Source organism: Mesorhizobium sp. WSM4311 (genome assembly GCF_002295115.1).
Taxonomy (GTDB): Bacteria; Pseudomonadota; Alphaproteobacteria; order Rhizobiales; family Rhizobiaceae; genus Mesorhizobium.
On the sequence record NZ_NSFV01000022.1, the window covers coordinates 1 to 18916 of the forward strand.

The 18916-nt window shown below is 61.1% G+C and carries 15 protein-coding genes and 1 pseudogene; 5 read left to right on the forward strand and 11 right to left on the reverse strand.

Annotated elements, in window-relative coordinates:
* Positions 1-499 precede the first annotated feature (499 nt).
* Positions 500-1639, reverse strand: coding sequence for a porin (locus CK226_RS32205; protein ID WP_063169258.1), 1140 nt, complete (start codon positions 1637-1639; stop codon positions 500-502).
* Positions 1640-2320: 681 nt separating this feature from the next.
* On the opposite strand from CK226_RS32205, the gene CK226_RS32210 reads away from it, so the two are divergent.
* Together CK226_RS32210 and hemN are read left to right on the forward strand one after the other, a co-directional pair.
* On the forward strand, positions 2321-2677 hold the full coding sequence (locus CK226_RS32210; protein ID WP_024505577.1) for a hypothetical protein: 357 nt from the start codon (positions 2321-2323) through the stop codon (positions 2675-2677).
* Between the two features lie 464 nt (positions 2678-3141).
* A pseudogene (gene hemN, locus CK226_RS32215) lies at positions 3142-4468 on the forward strand (oxygen-independent coproporphyrinogen III oxidase).
* Positions 4469-4702: 234 nt separating this feature from the next.
* On the opposite strand, the gene CK226_RS32220 reads toward hemN, so the two are convergent.
* The 10 genes from CK226_RS32220 to CK226_RS32265 form a co-directional block, all read right to left on the reverse strand.
* Positions 4703-6346 carry an MFS transporter gene (locus CK226_RS32220; protein WP_063169257.1) on the reverse strand — a complete coding sequence of 548 codons (1644 nt, stop codon included), beginning with the start codon at positions 6344-6346 and terminating at the stop codon, positions 4703-4705.
* A gap of 173 nt (positions 6347-6519) precedes the next feature.
* Positions 6520-7503 (reverse strand): beta-ketoacyl-ACP synthase III, encoded by a 984-nt coding sequence (locus tag CK226_RS32225; protein WP_063169256.1) that lies wholly within the window; start codon positions 7501-7503, stop codon positions 6520-6522.
* On the reverse strand, positions 7500-8765 hold the full coding sequence (locus tag CK226_RS32230) for an adenosylmethionine--8-amino-7-oxononanoate transaminase (RefSeq protein ID WP_063169255.1): 1266 nt from the start codon (positions 8763-8765) through the stop codon (positions 7500-7502). The genes CK226_RS32225 and CK226_RS32230 overlap by 4 nt, the downstream gene beginning before the upstream one ends.
* Positions 8765-9400 carry a dethiobiotin synthase gene (bioD, locus tag CK226_RS32235; RefSeq protein WP_063169254.1) on the reverse strand — a complete coding sequence of 212 codons (636 nt, stop codon included), beginning with the start codon at positions 9398-9400 and terminating at the stop codon, positions 8765-8767. The genes CK226_RS32230 and bioD overlap by 1 nt, the downstream gene beginning before the upstream one ends.
* On the reverse strand, positions 9397-10536 hold the full coding sequence (locus CK226_RS32240; RefSeq protein ID WP_024505572.1) for an 8-amino-7-oxononanoate synthase: 1140 nt from the start codon (positions 10534-10536) through the stop codon (positions 9397-9399). Before CK226_RS32240 ends, bioD begins: the two co-directional genes overlap by 4 nt.
* Complete coding sequence (gene bioB, locus CK226_RS32245; protein ID WP_224570943.1) at positions 10533-11501, reverse strand: biotin synthase BioB; 969 nt, start codon at positions 11499-11501, stop codon at positions 10533-10535. The genes CK226_RS32240 and bioB overlap by 4 nt, the downstream gene beginning before the upstream one ends.
* Positions 11502-11675: 174 nt before the next feature.
* Entirely contained in the window at positions 11676-12557 is an 882-nt protein-coding gene (gene nadC / locus CK226_RS32250; protein WP_063169252.1) for a carboxylating nicotinate-nucleotide diphosphorylase, read from the reverse strand.
* A gap of 1 nt (position 12558) precedes the next feature.
* A complete protein-coding gene (locus CK226_RS32255) occupies positions 12559-14100 on the reverse strand; it encodes an L-aspartate oxidase (RefSeq protein WP_063169251.1) in 1542 nt (513 codons plus the stop codon).
* Positions 14097-15071, reverse strand: a complete 975-nt coding sequence (gene nadA, locus CK226_RS32260; RefSeq protein WP_063169250.1) for a quinolinate synthase NadA — start codon at positions 15069-15071, stop codon at positions 14097-14099. The genes CK226_RS32255 and nadA overlap by 4 nt, the downstream gene beginning before the upstream one ends.
* A gap of 62 nt (positions 15072-15133) precedes the next feature.
* On the reverse strand, positions 15134-16096 hold the full coding sequence (locus tag CK226_RS32265) for a membrane protein (RefSeq protein WP_024505567.1): 963 nt from the start codon (positions 16094-16096) through the stop codon (positions 15134-15136).
* A gap of 171 nt (positions 16097-16267) precedes the next feature.
* On the opposite strand from CK226_RS32265, the gene panB reads away from it, so the two are divergent.
* The 3 genes from panB (at position 16268) to CK226_RS32280 (ending at position 18827) form a co-directional block, all read left to right on the forward strand.
* Complete coding sequence (gene panB / locus CK226_RS32270; protein ID WP_063169249.1) at positions 16268-17104, forward strand: 3-methyl-2-oxobutanoate hydroxymethyltransferase; 837 nt, start codon at positions 16268-16270, stop codon at positions 17102-17104.
* On the forward strand, positions 17101-18009 hold the full coding sequence (gene panC / locus CK226_RS32275; RefSeq protein WP_063169248.1) for a pantoate--beta-alanine ligase: 909 nt from the start codon (positions 17101-17103) through the stop codon (positions 18007-18009). Before panB ends, panC begins: the two co-directional genes overlap by 4 nt.
* A 98-nt stretch (positions 18010-18107) precedes the next feature.
* On the forward strand, positions 18108-18827 hold the full coding sequence (locus CK226_RS32280) for a LuxR family transcriptional regulator (protein ID WP_063169247.1): 720 nt from the start codon (positions 18108-18110) through the stop codon (positions 18825-18827).
* Positions 18828-18916: the final 89 nt, after the last annotated feature.

Here is an 18916-nt window from a genome sequence, read left to right on the forward strand (position 1 = left end):
ACGCAGCGGTGTGAGACGGGCATTCTTGTGGATGTTCATTCGGACCCTCCGATGGATGCTGAAGCGTGGTAACTCCAGTCTCCTCGGTCCGGTCCGAATGGACAACCTCTCGAAAGCTCACACCTAGGATGGGTGCTGCCACGCGGCTCGGACTCAGCGTGCATTATCACGTAAATGTTGAGAGAATGAATGGCGCCGCGAAGGGCAATTCCAGCCGTCCAAAGCGACAGGCGTGTCGCGGCCTCGACATTGCAGTGGCGCTTACCTAACACGGCCTCACACTGCCCTCTAAACGGCCCCGAATTTGAACTGACGGCCCCTGGCCGGTTCATCGGGCAGGTCAAGGGCTAGGTGTAGTACACAGGGCTCATAACTTTCAGTTTCTAGTTGGTACGATGGGCCGTGGACGGTCGATGCAGACTTCAAGATGGCGAACGAAGCTCTCCATGCGTGCGTTGTCGAGGCAAGTGCCTTTGCCATGCTCGCGACTGGAGAGATTTCAAAATGAGCCTTGTAAGCGGAGAATGCCGCCGACGCTGTTCGGCTTGCTCGTGCCCTTGACGGCGGTAGGCTCGGCAGGGCCGAGGCCAGAGTTGCCGTAGTGGTCGTAATCGACCTCGGCTGTGACCGTGAAGCCGGGAACGACCATGTAGGCGACGTTTGCAGCCACACCAGCATCCTTGAGCTGATCACCCGAGACCTGAAGGTTGAACGAAGTTTTCTCGTCAAACTCGTAGGTGGCGCCCGCCCAGAAAGCCCACTGGCCGTTCCAGATTTTGTACGAGCCGCGCCCATGATTGGCAATTGCGCCGTTTGAGTCCTCGTTGAGACTGGCATTGGAACCGTAGCCGAAGAGTCCAAACAGCGACAGCTGGTTTGTGACAGCGACGTCGACGCGGATCTTGCCGGCAAAAGCTTCGTAATTGCTGTCATAAGCCGCGACGCCGATGATCGAGCCCCAGCCTTGCGTGTATTTCAAGCCGGCGACAACGTGCGGAATATAGCTGTCGATAGTACCGGCTGAGCCCGATCCTTGTTCGAGCGAAATCACAGTCGAAATGCCGTTGCCGGCGTCGAAGTGGTACTGAGCCACGTTGGTGTCGAAGCCGGCCGACGGAACGAGCATACTATCGAGAACGTTGCCAGCGTAGCTTGCAAACGTATCGAAGGCCGACCCCTCCTTGCCAACTCGCAGGCCTCCCAGCTCGACCCAGGCAGAAGCCAGTGCGAGGCCGCTGTTGAAATCATAGTTCTGAGGACTGTCATGCGAGTTAGCGCTGTTGCCAAAATTCACCTGGGTTTCGGTATAGGTCGTCAACGCGCCGAGCTCGGTCTGCTGGCCGGTCCAAGTTTTGAACGTGAAGCGTGTGCTGTTTCGCCAAGTGCCTTGGTCCTCGCCAGTTCTCACGTCCGAGGTTCTTGCGCTGTCATACGATCGGACGTCACCCAGGCCGATATCGTAACGGACATAGCCGCCGATGCGCAGGCAGGTCTCGGTGTTGGGAATATAGGAATATCCCGAGCCGAGGACGTCGCAGATCTTGATGTACTCGGCCGGTTCCCGCTCGGCGCCAGCTGCTCGACCGACGGAAATGGTCATCAGAGCAGTTAAGCCGAGAAGAGGACTCTTGATGTACATGTCTAGATCTCCATGAAGGAATAAAAAGGATAGAGGCGAAAGAGCAAGCTTTTCCTCTAAATTTTGTGCGTGTTGTCTCCAATATGTGGACGCCAAAGCGCTTGACACGAGAGGTGAGCCAGCGTAAAAGCCACATGTACTTATAATAGTGTTTTCTGCTAGGAGATTCATTATCGTTTACATGTGAAACACTCCGGTCGGACCGCTGCAGCTCTCCGAATAGAGCAGCAAGCGACATGCCAACCTGAAGCGTAGATGCGGCCGACACCAAAATCGGGCCGACGCGCCTTCGTCTCGCTGGAATCACTTTTTTTGAGGGTCACTGCGAAAAGAAATGTGCGACACGGTTCGCCATGTTCGATATGTGACAGTCTCGTTTAACAGCGACGGCTTCCCGTCTGACCGCAACGGAGGCCGCGCCATCCGCTACCGAGAAGGATCACTGCGCGTACGCTCCGCAAGGGCTGCGCCAGGAACAGAGGGCGTGCACGTCCGAGGCGTCGCATGGTGGCCGCAGCACCTTTTCGCCGCTGTAAGTTCGCCGTGCAGGTACATTGCGCGGCCGGAAGCGAGAGGGAGCGCACCCTGAAACGGCTGCCTACGGCTCGCCTCGAGTAATTGGCGATGAACAGTATTCTCGAGAACTTAGTCTCGACGGAAAGAGCAACGAAAGGAAGCCGCTTGGACGAGCACGATCCGAAGGAAGAACCGATCGAGACCATTTTCCGCAACGGCACAATCACTGCCGTGGGTATCCTGCTTGCCTTTTCCCTCGGCTTCCTCACTCATTGGGCCGCGAACCCCTTGCCATGGCAACTCTACGATCTGTTCGCCGTAGTGCCGATCCTGCTCGGCATCGCACTGCAGATGAGAGCGCTGTCCATGCTGCTCGACATGAGTTCCTTGCGGCGCCCCATCTACGAACGCGCCAATCGCATTTTCATGGTCGGCCTCATCCAGACCGCGTGTGGCGTCGGCATGGCCATCTTGGTCGATCTTTTCGGGATATCGGTAGGGGGCACGCTGCCCGGCGCTTGACGACAAGCCACACCGCTCTTCGCTCGAAGCGACGTCAAGCCGGGGAACCTTGTGCACCCCCTAGCGGCGTCCTCCTTTCATCAAATGAGCCGACGTCAGCTTTAGAGCGTCTCGGTGGCTAAAGCCGGTATGGTTTTTCGGCCGGCAGGGAAGGCCGCTGGCTGGACCTGGATGGCGTCTGAACGAGGCTTGACAGGTCCGTTGCGTCGGACATGAATTTCGCATTGCAAAGTTCTTCCGCAGACGCCTCAAGCACACTGCACTGGCGTCACGTACTCAGACGTTGAATGCGGCACCGCACCATCACCTCAGGCGCAACCATGGCACGCGCGCTCCCCGGCGTGGTTGACCCCATCCTGTCCAAACGAGACTGCGACATAAGCGGGACGCACTGACTTAGGTCAGAGACCAGGACGAGCGCGCAACGAAAGAATGATGGATGAGCGACGTGGGATGACAGCTCCTTGCACACCTCAATCCTGACAAAGTACCGGGACCCCCGGCCGCCTTGGTATACCATCTATCCGACTGTGCCAGACTTCTCTGCGGCAGTTGGTGCTGACGATTATGAGGAATGGCTGGGGGGCCTCCCGGCCGACGAATCGGTGTCGCTCTATTTCCACATTCCGTTTTGCCGATCCATGTGCTGGTATTGCGGCTTCCCTACCGCGGTCATCCGTCGCAACGGCCCGATCCTTAATTATTTAGCGGTGCTGCGTCAGGAGATCAGTTTGGTGTCGGAGCAAGTGCGGCAAGGGCTGCCGGTGAGCGATGTGCATTTCGGCGGCGGAACGCCTCACCTTATCGGGCCAGCCGAGCACTTGGCGCTGATGGAATTTCTACGCCGCCACTTCGCTTTCAGCAAAACTGCTGCGATCGCCGTGGAGATCGATCCCCGAACGTTCACACCGGAAATGGCCGAAGCCCTGGCAGCTAACGGTGTCAACCGCGCGAGCATCGGATGCAGAGCTTTGATCCCGATGTGCAAAGGCGATCAATCGGATCCAGAGTAAGGTGCAGACGGCCGCTGCAGTCCAAAATCTCCGCCGGCATGGCGTTGGCCATATCAACTTCGACCTCATCTTCGGTCTACCGAAACAGACTGTGCAGTCCTGCATCCAGACCGCGATGGCTGCGGTCGCCATGCGCCCCAACCGGCTTGCGGTGTTCGGATACGCGCATATTCCTTCCGTGATAAAGAATCAGCGCCTAATCGAGCAGGCAGGTCTACCGGACGGCGATCTTCGCGCCGAACAGGCTGCAACTGTCGCCGAGACACTGGTTGGCGCTGGCTACCGGGAGATCGGGCTCGATCATTTCGCTCCGCCGGACGACGAACTTGCGCTAGCGCCAGAAGACCGGGCGCCTACGGCGTAATTCGCTGGGATACTCGGCCGATACTTGCAAAACGTGATCGGCTTCGGCGCGTCGGCTATTGGCCGAGTCCGCGAGGGGTATGTTCAGAACGAAGTAACACGGGATTCTTACGCCCGGCACATCGCAAGTGGACGTCTGGCGACATCAAAGGGTCACCGTCTGACCGACGATGACCGGGTGCGCGCAGCGATCATCGAGCGACTGATGTGCGATTTGGAGGCCGACGTGCCGACCATCTGTGCCGCCCACGAAATCGAACCAGCTCGTTTTCTCGATTCAGTTGAGAGTTTGGTGACGCTGGCTGAGGAGGGGATCCTGGACGTCGAAAACGGCTTCATCCGCGTGCGGCCGGAGCACCGCTTTGTTGTTCGCGCCGTTGCTGCTGCATTCGATGCTTTTCTCGCGAATCGATGAGTTGAGGCCACGACGCCGAAAGGCATCAGACCTTGTTTGGCGCTCGTCGGCATGGGCTCTCGCAGAAGACTCCGCAAGCGTATGCAGGGGACTTCCACTTGACGCCGCGTTCACCATCATCTCGCCTGGGTGCGCGCGAAAGCGCACAACCCGGAGCACGCTGCTCTCGGTGTGAGGCTGTGCTCTGCAAAGCACCGGTGATCCACCCTGTCCCTGGACAGCAGCTTGATGGCGTCATCTTGGAGGACGAGAAAAGATTGTCGAGGTACGGGTACGAATTGCCTCGGTCGTCCGTTCAATCGAAAGCACTGTCTGCGGAGGCACCTCTCCTTCATGCAGTGACAGGAGATGCTGGGCGACTTCCTTATCTGCTGCGGTGAGTCGATGATTTAGGCGGAGAAAGTCCATCCAGGTGGGGGTGCGGAATGTCTCCGTCCAAAGTGACGGTGTTTGCAGATTTCGCTGGAGCGTCCAGTTTCGTGCACCGGCACGGCTCTGGACGTGTCGCCGCGTGCGCATGGAGCCCAGAAAGGCCTCGATATTTTCCTCCGATATCAAATACTCGACCTTGGCCACGATAGGGCCACTTCTGGGTTTCAGATCGAGAGCCACGTCCGGCGGATGAAAAACTGAACTTTCTTGATCGGTTTCTTCCCAGGGACGGACCGGCAACACGATCCCCGCTGCTGCAACCAGCAACAGAGCGCCTGCGGCGCCCTCCAATGCTGAGGTCAAGGAATAGTTTTGCGCGACAGAACCCCAGATCCAGCTGCCAGCAGCCATACCGCCTGCGCTCAAGGCGTAGTAAATGGAGAGCGTGCGGCCTACAACCCACCTTGGGCTTGCCAACTGCACCGACACGTCAATGCCCGTCCAGGTGATAAGCCAACCCGCTCCGCCGAGCGCCAGCGAAATGGCCGCCACAGGAAGCGACGATGTAAGGGCAAGGGAGAGGCAACAGACTGCACAAGCCACAGAGGCGAAGGCCACCAGCCTGTTTTGAGACGTGACCTTCCTCAAGAAGCCGTTGCCCATACCCGCGATGAAAGCACCCATGCCGAAGCCGGCCAATAAGATACCGTAGACAATTGGCCCACTCTTCAACTGATCCCGGACGACGAGGGGGAGCAACGCCAGAATGGAGATGCTTGCCAACCCGAAAAGAGCGGCTCGGGCGGTCGCTGCCCTGATCTCCAAAGACATCGCCGTAAAGCGCACTCCGTCATGAATTGCCGTCGTCATTCTCTCACGAGGGAGAGGCGAAGAGCGGACCTCCCATTTGGTGCGCCATATCGCGCTTATGGGCGCCAGATCACTCACCGCAGCCAAGGCGAAAGCGGCCAGCGGCCCAAAGACGGCCAGGATCACGCCCCCCAAGGCTGGACCAACGCTGCGCACAATGTTGTATCCGACGGACATAAGCGTCACTGCGGCCGGAATGTCGCGTTTGTGAAGGATATCGCCGACCGAAGCGTGCCAAGCCGGATCATTCAAGGCAAAGCCGCAGCCGGCCAGGAAACCTAACCCGAGAATCAGCCAAGGACTGACAAATCCCAGACCCACAGAAATCATCAGCGTCGTCGACGCCGATGCTATCAGGCAGTGTCCCGCAAACATCACCCACCGGCGGCTGAAGTTGTCGGCAATGGCTCCGGCGAAAACTGAGAGGAAGAACACCGGCAATGTGGATGCGGCCTGGACGAGTGCCACCATGAGGTCGGACGCTGAAATCGTTGCCATAAGCCAACTGATGGCGACCGTTTGCACTAGCCAACCGAGGCTGGAAATCTGGGTGGCCGCCCAAATTGAGCGAAACACCTTGTTTCGAAATGGGGCGAGCGTCTTTGAAACGGGCGGTTGGGGATTTTCGCTCTGCATGAGGTATTGCTGGCCTTCGATGAGCGCTGCGATTTGAGCAAGCGGGTCGATACTTAGACATCGCGGAGCACCGCACGGACCCCAGCTCTATGGAGCTTGCCGGCGACTATTTGCGTATTGAGCCATTCTCATAGTCTCATTCATGAGCAGTCCTGTGCGCAAGCATTGCTTTGCTAAATTCCCACCACAAGCGCGCCGCCGCTGAGACCCGCACCCGCTGCCGCCAAGAGGACTTTCTCGCCAGGCCGAAACGGCTGCGCCCGATGGGCCAGCGACAATGAGAGCGGGATCGTCGCGGCGGAAGAGTTGCCATATTCGGCGATCGTCTTGACGATCGAGTGATCAGCGATGCCGAGGTTCCTGCCGACCGCGTCGAAAATGCGCGCATTGGCCTGATGCGGCACGAAACGATCGAGGTCTTGCGGCCTCAGTCGGGCAGCAGTGAGCGCATCTCTCGAGCAGGCGGTCATCATCTCCACGGCCTTGCTGAATACTTCACGGCCGTCAGTGATCGTCATCCGTGTCTGCGCGAGGTCGAGGTCGGCATGGAACGGAGTGTTGCTTCCCCCGGCGGGAATCTGGATTAGCCCGTAGCGCGAGCCGTCGGAATCCACCGAAGCGCCGAGAATGCCTCGATCCGGGTCATCGCAAGGACTGATCACCATGGCGCCGGCGGCATCGGCAAACAGCACGGCGCTGGCGCGCTCGGCCAAATTGATGCGGTGGCTGAGGATGTTGGCGGCGATGACAAGGCTCGCTTTGCCGTGCAGGCGGGTGAACCCGTCGGCGAACATCAGCGCATAGATGAAGCCGGCGCAGGCGCCGGTCAGGTCGATCGCTCCGGCGCGGCCTAGCCCCAGCCGATGTGCGACCAGCGGCGCGCTTGGCGGCAGAAGGTGATCGGGCGTCGACGTGGCGAGCAAGAGTAGACCGACGTCGCCGCGGTCGATACCGGCATTGGTCAGCGCCATGTCGCCGGCAGAGGCGGCAAGGCCCGACAGCGTGTCTTCGTCTGTTGCCCAGAAGCGCGAGCGAATTCCGGTGCGCCGCTCGATCCAGCCGGGCTCAAGCCCGAGCCGGTCTTCGATTTCCGGGTTCTCGACCTTGCGCGTCGGCGCATGATGGCCGAAGCCGAGAACGCGCGACGATAGGTTCATGGCCGCGAGCCGAAGCGTTCGCCGGCCTCCTCTATCGCGTCATAGAGCCCGTCCAATTCGTCGCTGGTGATGCAATAGGGCGGCAGAAGATAGAGGACATTGCCGAGCGGGCGCACCAACAGGCCGCGCTCAAGGAAAAAAGCGCGCAGTTTTGGCCCGATCTCGGCCAGATAACCGGCTGAGCCGGTGCGTAGGTCGAGTGCCGCGATGGTGCCGGTTGTCCGGCAGTCGGTGAAATATGGATTGTCCCGGAAGCGTTGCAGCCCCGCGGCCTGCCTCGCGCTCAAGACCGCGATCCGCTCGGCCACCGGCTCGTCACGCCAGATCTCGACATTGGCAAGTGCTGCCGCGCAGGCGATCGGATTGGCGGTGTAGGAGCTCGAATGGAAAAACGTCTTCTTGCGATCCTCCGAAAAGTGAGCGTGGAAGATGGCATCGGTGGCGATCGTGGCGGCCAGCGGGATGGTACCACCGGTCAGACCTTTCGAGGTGCACAAGATGTCGGGCGAGACGGACGCCTGTTCGCAGGCAAACATGGTTCCGGTGCGCCCCCAGCCGGTCATCACTTCATCGGCGATCACGAGCGTGCCGGAGGCTTCGGCGATCCTCTTCAATTCGGCAAGAACCCAGGCCGGATACATCAGCATGCCGCCGGCGCCAAGCACCAGCGGCTCGACGATCAGCGCGGCTGCGCGCCGGTCGCGGCTAACGGCCTCGAACCGATCCAGCGTTTCCTGCTCGCGCCCGGCGGCCGGGAAGGGGATGGTGTCGACCTCGAACAGCAAAGGCTCATAGGCGGCGTTGAAGACGCCACGGGCGCCGACGCTCATCGTGCCGATGGTGTCGCCATGATAGCTGTGCTCCATGACGGCGATGCGCGAACGCGACGCGCCGATGTTACGGAAATAGCCGAGCGCCATCTTCAGCGCGACTTCGACTGAGGTCGAGCCACTGTCGGAATAGAACACCCGGTGGAGGCCGGCGGGTGCGATGCCTACAAGCGCCTCGGCCAGCCGTTCGGCCGGCTCGTGGGTGAAGCCCGCGAAGATGATCTGGTCGAGGCTCGAGGCGGTCGTCTCGATGGCCTTCATGATGCGGGGGTGGCGATGGCCATGGGTGACGACCCACCAGGAAGAAATCGCATCGAGGATGCGGAAGCCGTCGGCCTTGTGGAGATAGGCGCCTTCAGTCAGCACGATTTCAGGGAGCGAGGGCTCTAGCGCGTGCTGCGTGAACGGATGCCAGACTCGAGACTCCGCCATCAGTCGCCTCCGGCAATCATGGCCAGGTCGAAGCCGGAAATCATTGCATCTCTCAACGTTTCACCCGTCAGCGGACCGAGGTGCGGCAGCCTGCCCAGCTGCGGCACGCCGCCGAATTCCACGATTGTCCTTTGTGTATCGGCCACCTCTTCGCCAATGAAGGCAATGCCGATGAGCGGGATGGAGCGGGCTCTCAGGGCCTCGATCGACAACAGCGTATGATTGATGGTGCCAAGCGCGGTGCGGGCGCACAGTATGACCGGCAGCCGCCATTGTTCGAATATGTCAATGAACCTTGTCTGTCGATTGAGCGGCACCATCAGCCCGCCGGCGCCTTCGATGACGAGCGGTGTCGGCAGGACCGGAAATGAAAGATCGTCGGCCTCGATCGCGACGCCGTCGATTTCGGCTGATCGATGCGGCGACAGCGGCATCGTCAGTCGATAGACTTCGGGCAGCACGCGTCCGTCGGGCAAGCCGGAAAGCCGGGCGACGACCTCGCTGTCGGTCTCCTCGTTGAGGCCCGATTGCACCGGCTTCCAGTAGAAGCCGTCGAGCAGCCCGGCAAGTCCGGCCGAAAACACTGTCTTGCCAATTCCAGTGTCTGTTCCGGTGACGACGATGCGTTTGGTCATGCTGTGGCCAACACTCCGACGAGAGCCTCGACCATGGCGGAAATGTCGGCTTCGTCGACGTTGAGAGTCAGCGAAATGCGCAGGCGCGACGTACCCTCAGGCACTGTCGGCGGGCGAATGCCGCGTATGTCGAAGCCGCGTGCCTGCAGTCCTGCCGCCACCGCCATGGTGCGGCTGTTATCGCCGATCACAAGCGGCTGGATCTGCGAGCCGCTGGGCATCACGCCGCAGCGTTCGGCCAATTGCCGGCTCGCGAAAGCGACACGCTCGTGCAACTGAGCACGACGCATAGGCTCGTCAGACAGAATAGTCAGCGCCTCACGTGCCGCGACTGCCATCAGCGGCGATGGTGCGGTCGCATAGATGAATGGCCGGCACCGGTTGATAAGATAGTCGCACAGTGTTCGCGGTCCGGTAACGAGCGCGCCGGATGCGCCAAGCGCCTTGCCGCATGTGTGGAGCGTGACGATGTTGTCGCGGCCTTCATACGCGGCGGCCAGTCCCCGGCCGTCCGGTCCCCAGACGCCGGTGGCATGCGCTTCATCGACGACGATGAATGCCTGGTACCGATCAGCCAGCGCGACCAGGCTCTCCATCGGCGCACGGTCGCCATCCATGCTGTAAAGGCTTTCGAAGGCGATCCACACCCGCCCCATGCCGCCTTCGGCGCGCCAGCGGGTGATTGCGTCCTCGACAGCGTCGACGTCGTTGTGCGCGGCCAGCTTGAACTCAGCGCGCCCGGCCTGGGCACCCTCATGCATGCTGGCATGAGCGAGCTCGTCGAGGACCAGCAGGTCGCCTTTCTGCGGCAGGGCCGTCAGCAGAGCGAAGTTGGCGATATAGCCGCTGCCGAAGAACAGTGCACGCTCGGCTCCGAAAAATGCCGCTGCGTCCGCCTCCAGTTGCTCATGTTCCGGTGCATTGCCGCGCAACAGCCGCGATCCGGTGGCGCCCACTGGCGTGCCCCGCGCAATCGCCGTCGAAACCGCATCGCCCAGTCTTTTGGAGGCGGCAAGTCCGATATAGTCGTTCGACGAGAAGTCGAGCCCGGCGCGCGGTGCGAGCGTCCGCAACCGGTCCTTGCGCCCCAGTCCCCGCAAGGTTGCGTCATAGCGGGCAAGAATTGCCTCCTTCATTGCGTGGCGAGTTCCATAGGCTCAATGCCGAGGCGCCGGAACAGAAGGGTATCCTTGTCCTCGCCGGGATTTCCCGCCGTCAGCAGCGTGTCGCCGACAAAGATCGAATTGGCGCCGGCAAAGAAGCACAGCGCCTGCGTTTCGTCGCTCATCGCCGTCCTGCCGGCGGACAGCCTTACATAGGATTTCGGCATCATCACCCGCGCGAGCGCAACGATGCGGACGAAATCGATCGGATCGATGGCGTCGGCCGCGGCAAGCGGCGTGCCTTCGATGGGAATAAGCATGTTGATCGGCACGCTTTCCGGCGGCTCGGGCAGGTTCGCGAGCGTGACCAGCATGTCGATGCGATCGGTCTTTTCTTCTCCCATCCCGACAATGCCGCCGCAGCAGACTTTCATCCCAACCGCGCGCACGTGCCCAAGCGTTTTCAGCCGGTCGGCAAAAGTCCTGGTTGAAATAACCTCGCCATAGTAGCGCTCAGAGGTATCGATGTTGTGGTTATAGTAGTCGAGACCGGCCTGCTTCAGGCGAGCAGCTTGCTCAAGATCGAGCATGCCGAGCGTCATGCAGGTCTCCATGCCGAGGGCCTTGACGCCCTCAATCATGGCGACCACAACGTCCATGTCGCGCTCCTTGGGACTTCGCCACGCCGCGCCCATGCAATAGCGCGTTGCGCCGCCATCACGCGCCTTGGCCGCTTCGTCGATGACATGCTTGACGTCCACCAGCTTCGACGCCTTCACACCGGTTTCGTAATGCGCAGACTGGCTGCAATAGCCGCAATCTTCGGGGCACCCGCCGGTCTTGATGCTAAGGAGCCGCGACAGCTGCACTCGGTTTCGATCGAAGTTCTGGCGGTGGATCGTCTGAGCCAGGAACAGCAGATCGTTGAATGGCATGCCGTAGATGGCCTCGGCCTCTTTGCGGTTCCATCGCGGAGGCGTTCCGTCGACCGATTGCATGGTCTGGTTCACGTCGAACTCCGAGTTCATTCCAATCGTCATCGTCAAACCTTTGTTTGCTAGTCCGGTACGCCTTCTTGGCTTTGGGGCGCACTCGCTAAAGGCGAGCTGCGGCACGTCTTTCCAGCACCTCCTACGCCTGCCGAGCTGATGTTGCTCCTCACGCCGTAATCCTCAGTTCAAGTGCTTGCAGATGTTCTGGTGGTCCGGCATGTCCAGGCCGATGTCGAGGATCGGGGCGCTGTGCGTCAGCCAACCCATGGAGATGAGATCGACACCGGTCGCCGCAATCGCCGCCGCCGTTTTCGGCATCACCCGACCGGACGCCTCGGTGATCGTACGGCCATCCACTATAGAAACCGCGCGGGCAAGATCCTCGACCGACATATTGTCGAGCAGCACCGCGTCAACACCAATCGCGAGCGCTGCATCGAGCTGCTTCAGCGTGTCGACCTCGACCTCGACCTTCACCATATGCCCTGCTGCGGCGCGCGCCCGCTCTATTGCTGTGCGCATATCGCCGGCGATCGCGATGTGGTTGTCCTTTATGAGCACGCCGTCATCGAGGCCGAACCGGTGATTGGCACCGCCGCCGACGCGCACGGCGTATTTCTCCAATGCCCGCAGCCCGGGCGTCGTCTTTCGCGTCGATACAATCCTCGCCTTGTGACCGCGCACGGCCTCAACCATGGCCGCTGTGGCAGTGGCAATGCCGCTCAGCCGGCATAAGAAATTGAGGGCCGTGCGTTCGGCCGTGAGCAGGCCTCGTGCGGGTCCGGACAATCTTGCAATGGTTTCCCCGGCCCCAACCTCGCTGCCATCAGGGCGCCAGATCTGGATGTTGATCGCCGGTTCCACGAGAAGGAAGGCATACGAGACCAGATCGAGCCCGGCAACGACGCCCGCCTGCCTCGCTTTGAGCACCAACGTGGCAGTGCAATCATACGGGATAACCGCATCGGTGGTCAGGTCGCCGGATCTGCCCAGGTCTTCGAGGAGCGCAACGCGCACAATCGGTTCGATCAGGGTCGCGGGGAGGGGGGAGAATGAAGTCATATCAAGTGCTCCGTATGGTAGCCCGGCAATCGAGTGCGGCCGCGGCCCGCATTGCGCTGTGCAGTGTCAGCCGTGATGGGCGCACGTTGGCATCGTGGAGCGGGAAATCGGACCGACAGTGCGCGCCTCGACTCTCTTCCCGCCTCAGGGCCGCCGCGGCGATCATCAGTGAGACCAAAGCCGGACCAGAGGCAGCGACACTATTGGCTGCGATCGGCAGCAGGGTCGCCACCGCTTCGCGCATTGCCTCGCCGTCGCGGATGATACCCAGGGCGGCGGAGACAATCGGGCGGACCACGGAAGCGTCTGGTCGTGGAGGGACGAATGTGGAGCATCTGCGCGGTCGCCGGGTATACGACGTGCCGGCAACGCTTTCGGCAACCCAGCTCGCGGTGACCGCCGCTTCGGTGAGCGAGTTGCTGGCCAGGCGGTTGGCGCCGTGCAGGCCGGTACAGGCCACCTCACCGCAGGCCCACAATCCCTCGATGGAGCTGCGGCCGGCGCTGTCTACGGCGACGCCGCCCATGTGATAATGTGCCGCCGGGCGCACCGGGATCAGGTCGGTCGCTGGGTCGATTCCTGCGCTCCGGCACAATTCGGCGATGCCTGGAAAACGCTTGCCAAATCTCGGGCCGAGACTTTGCCGTGCGTCCAGGAATACGCGGCGTCCAACGGCAAGCTGGTGCCAAATGGCGCGCGCTACGACGTCGCGAGGCGCAAGTTCACCGCCAGGTGTGTCGGCGAGGAAGCGCTCTCCTCGCTCATCGATGAGCACCGCGCCTTCGCCACGCACGGCTTCGCTCACCAGCGGCATCGGCCGGCGCGGACCGTCGAGCGCAGTTGGATGGAACTGTATGAATTCCAAGTCGGCGAGTTCCGCCCCCGCCCATGCGGCGAGCGCCAGCCCGTGACCCCATGAGCCAGCGGGGTTTGTCGTGTCGCAAAACAGCCCGCCGACGCCGCCGGTCGCCAGCACCGCGCGACGCGTGGGCAGAGCGAGCGCGCCGGCTCGTCCTGCTGCGACCACGGCGATGACCGACCCGTCCTGCACGACCAGCCGGCGGACCTCCACATTTTCGATAATGGTGATCGAGGCTGTACGCCGAACCGCGGCGACGAGCGCGCGCACCAACTCGCGACCGGTGGCGTCGCCGGCTGCATGCACAATCCGCCGTCGCGAGTGTGCCGCCTCGAGCCCAAGTCGCAACGCGCGGTCAGGGTGCTGGTCGAAGTCGACGCCGAACCTTTGGATCGTCCTAATCGCTTCGGGTGCAGCTCGTACCACTCGCCGCACCGTGGCCTCATCGCAGAGTCCGTCGCCGGCAGCTATCGTGTCGCAAAGGTGAAAATCTGGGCCGTCGTCGCCCCCGAGACTTGCCGCAAGACCGCCCTGGGCAAGTTCACTGCAGGCTCCGGTTCCAAGCGGCGCGTTGGTCAAAAGCACGACCGGTTCCGGCGCCAGATGAAGCGCCGTCATCAGGCCGGCAATGCCGCCGCCGATGACGACCGGCGCCCCCGCGATTTCGCGAACCTCCAGACTCATAGGGAAAGCATGCGCTCGACCGCGCGGCGGGCGGGGCCGGCAATTTCGGGATCAATCCGGACCTCATGCCGGTTCTGCTCGAGTGCGGCGCGAATGTTGGCCAGGTTGATGCGCTTCATGTGCGGGCACAGATTGCATGGGCGAACGAACTCGACGTCGGGATGCGCGACCGCGACGTTGTCGCTCATCGAACATTCGGTCAGAAGGACGACACGCTTCGGTTTCTCACGCTCGACATAATCCGACATCGCCGCGGTCGAGCCGGAGAACTCCGCCTCCGCGACAACGTCTGGTGGGCATTCTGGATGGGCCAGCACGATGACGCCTGGATGGGCATCGCGCAGTTCCCGGATGTCTGCTGCGGTGAAGCGCTCATGCACCTCGCAATGGCCTTTCCAGGCGATGATCTCGACGTCTGTATCGGCTGCCACGTTCCTCGCCAGATATTCGTCCGGGAGCATCAGCACACGCGCCACGCCAAGCGATTCCACCACCGCCTTGGCGTTGCCGGACGTGCAGCAGATGTCGGACTCCGCTTTTACGGCGGCGGAAGTGTTGACGTAAGTAACAACGGGGACCCCCGGATACCGCAGCCGCATTAGCCGCACGTCGTTTGCCGTGATCGATTCGGCCAGCGAGCAGCCGGCGCGGAGATCCGGGATGAGCACGGTCTTGTTCGGATTGAGCAGTTTTGCCGTCTCGGCCATGAAATGAACGCCGGCAACCACGATGATGTCGGCGTCGACCGTCACCGCCTTGTGGGCCAACGCCAGGCTGTCGCCGACGATGTCTGCCACGCAATGAAAAATTTCGGGCGTCTGGTAATTGTGCGCCAGCACCACCGCATTGCGCTCACGCTTCAGCGCTAAGATGGCTTCAATATCGCCGGCGAACGCGGGCCATTCAACGGGTGGGATCACCCGCCGGACACGCTCATACAAGGACGCAGCCATAGGTAACGCCCCAGTCATTGGCGCCTCGATTATATTCGGTTTGACAATAAGGGAATATATCTACCTTGACTATAAGTATGTCAAGCCCGCGCCAGCGGTAATTTTGTCCCGGCGATAGCCCTGTCGTCGAGGACGGCATGCCGGAAGCGATAAAGCTTCGCCGGTCGGCCGCCCGTGTCGAGGGAGGTCTCCCCGGTCTCCTCAACAAGTTCCTGCTGCTCGACCAATCTCCGGAAGTTCGGCTTGTTGATCAGCCTGCCAGCCAAAGCTTCCACGGTTCGCTGCAGTTGCAGCAGCGTGAAGGAAGGCCGCATAAGCTCGAACACGACCGGCCGGTATTTGATCTTCGAACGCAGCCGCGCGATCCCGGTTGCCAGAATACGACGGTGGTCAGCGACCATTGGTTTGCCAGCCGCGGCCGCAATCGCGTCCCTGCCGCCACCGGCCTCCTCAATCAGAGCAGCTTCATAGAGCAACTCGTAGCGTTGGAGCGTGAGTTCCTCGTTCCAATGGCGGTCGTCGAAGCCGAAGGCTATCGCAGCGCGCTGCCGGCGCTCGCGTTGAGTGGTCGGCTCGCTGGCGCCGCCGGCCCACTCAATCAGGCGGGGCCGCAATCTATCGAGCAGCACAGGCGGCGTGCCGAAGCGGTGGTCCTCCCAGGGAAAATATTCGTACCAACTTTGCCAGCCGCACGCGGCCGAGTTCGTTGCCTGTTCCTTCCTGGTCAATGCGAGATAGCTGATTGAGATGACGCGCTGGTGGCGCTCAGTGCCGATGCGATCGCGATCGGCGAAGGTGTAGAGTTGCTCGATGTATCCAAGTGCATGGCCGGTCTGCTGCTCCACCCACCCCCTCAAACCCGACTGCAGTGATCGATGCTCAAGGGCAAAAGGTCCAGAAGGGAGGGTGTCCGCATGACCGACTGTGAGGACACAGGGCTCACTGTCGTTTACGGCGACCACGACGGCAGTCAGGTCCACTTTGGCTTCGTCAGCTTTGACGGCGGCTTTGCCTTTCTTGGTTCTTCTTGTCTGAGGATCCATGTTTGCGAAAGCGGGTTGGCCCAACGGAGCGCCTTAATCGATTGAATGTAACCTTGGAAGCCAGCACGTCAACACCGGAGTACTCAAGCGCTGTTTTTAGCTCTTCGCAGTCGCACAAAAATATGCCAAACGCGACACCCGCTGTTGGTAACGTAAGGGAAGGGGCCTCGGTTGAGCGCGGCTGGTGAGATAAAAGGGATGACTCCTCCAGATATTCGATCGCGAAAAGGCCAGACGCCACTTGTATGCTTGACGGCCTACACCACGCCGGTCGCGAGGCTGCTCGATCGCCACTGCGACATCGTTCTTGTCGGCGACAGCGTCGGCATGGTGCTGCACGGCCTGTCGTCGACGCTGGGGGTCACGCTCGACATGATGATCATGCACGGACAGGCCGTTCGCCGCGGCCTTGAACACGCGCTGATGGTCGTCGACCTGCCCTTCGGTTCCTACGAGGAAAGCCCAGAGCACGCTTTCGGCAACGCTGCGCGCGTGATGGGTGAGACCGGTTGTTCAGCGGTAAAGATCGAGGGCGGCGAGACCATCGCGGAAACCATCCGCTTCCTTACCGCGCGCGGCGTACCTGTCATGGCCCATGTGGGCCTGACGCCGCAGGCGGTAAACACGTTTGGAGGCTATCGTGTGCAGGGCCGGGGAGCCGATGCAGAGCGGATCAGGCGCGACGCCAGGGCGGTAACTGAAGCTGGCGCCTTCTCCTTGGTGCTGGAAAAGATACCGGAGCAGCTTGCACGGCAGATAACCGCCGATATCGACATACCCACCATCGGCATCGGTGCCTCGCCAGCTTGCGACGGCCAGATTCTGGTGAGCCACGATATGCTCGGGCTCTTCACCTCATTTCGGCCGAAGTTCGTCAAACGCTATGCCGAGCTCGGTGAGCAGGCTGAGGCGGCAATCGCCGCTTACGCCACCGATATGCGGAACCGGCACTTTCCGGCGGTCGAACATCTCTATGTCAACGCCTTGAAGGCCGGTGACTTCACATGAGCGTGCCGATCGCTCGAACCGTGAGCGAGCTGCGCGGCGTCGTTGCGCAATGGCGTCGCTCGGGTGCCACGATCGGTATTGTGCCGACCATGGGAGCCTTGCACGACGGGCATCTGAGCCTCGTGCGGAAGGCGCTCGAAAGGGCCGAGCGGGTGATCGTGACGCTGTTCGTAAACCCCAAGCAGTTCAACAGCCCCGCCGACCTGATTGCCTACCCTCGGACGGAAAGCGACGATGCTGCCAAGCTCGCTCTGCTGGGCACGCATCTGCTCTATGTGCCGGACACAGAGGAAATGTACCAGGTGGGCTTCGCCACGGCCGTTTCAGTGTCCGGCATCAGCGAATGCCTTTGCGGCGCATTCCGGCTCGGCCATTTCAATGGCGTGGCGACGGTCGTGGCCAAGCTCTTCCTGCAGGCCGGCGCTGACTTCGCCTTTTTTGGCGAAAAGGATTTTCAGCAACTTCAGCTTGTCAGGCGCTTGGTCCGGGATCTCGACATTCCGATCACTATTGTGCCCTGTCCGACAGTCCGCGAAGCCGATGGTCTTGCGCTATCGTCGCGTAACGTGCGGCTCTCCCCAGCCCAACGCGCCATTGCCCCAAAACTAGCATCGGTCCTGCTCGATACGGCCGAGCGGCTTGCACGCGGCTCCCCCATCCTGCCTACGCTTGATGAAGCGCGTGCAGCAATTCTGGCTGCCGGCTATCGCGAGCTCGAATACCTGGAGCTTCGCGGAGAAACAGACCTGCAATCGTTAGCAAGCCTTGACCGACCGGCACGCTTGCTTGCTGCGGCTTGGCTTGGCGACACGCGGCTCATCGATAACGTCGCAATATCACCCATCGGTAGTTGGTCAGGTGGGCGGAGCTCTCTCCAATCGGAAGCAGCACAGCAATTGCGGTGATGACGGCGGCGCGTCGTATGCCCTGCAGGGACAGGCCATCATTTAGAACCACGTCTCCGTCGGCTTCCAGCAACCTCCGCGAGGTACGCTAAGCGCAGATGCATCGCGTATTTGAAACCTTGGTCGAGCAACTCTCTGCAAGCGTCGATGCCGTCGATCTCCATGAGGCAATGGCGTCCGCCGCAGCCGGGTTCGACTTTCCGCTCTTCGCTTATTTCACCTACCCATCCGCTTCCGGCGACAGGCCGCGATTGATCTCGAATTATCCATCATCATGGACATCACATTACCTGCAACAGCGCTACCACAGCGTGGATCCCGTGATCCTGCGGGGACTGCGGGGCTGGGATACCTTCGACTGGGGTGTGGACCGCGATCACCGTTATTTGCCGACCTCTCAGCAGGAAGTCCTGGAAAAAGCAGCTGAGTTCGGCATTCGCGGCGGACTGACCATGTCGATGCATGATCATCGCGGCCGGTTCGCCGCACTGACCTTCGCCTCCAACGAGGCGCATCCGCCATTTCTGAGGTCGCTGACGCGCTACGAAAAAGCAATGCAACTGGTTGCGATCAACGTTCATATCCATGCCCGGCGCAGGCTCGCCGAAGATTGCGTGGTAGATGGCATAATGCTCACCCGGCGGGAGTTCGAGTGCCTGAAATGGGCGGCGTGCGGCAAGTCGGCCTGGGATATCAGCCAGATTCTCGGTGTCTCGAAACGCACCGTGACCTTCCATCAGGAAAACGCCAAGGCGAAGCTTGGCGTGCGAACCATCAACCAGGCCGTAGTGCGGATGGCTGCTCGGGCGAGATCCTGATCCTCTCCAAGTCTAGCTGTAAAGGTCTACAGGCTGCATTCATGACGGCTTTGCCCTTCGATTGCGTGGACACATCCCGCACGGAGACG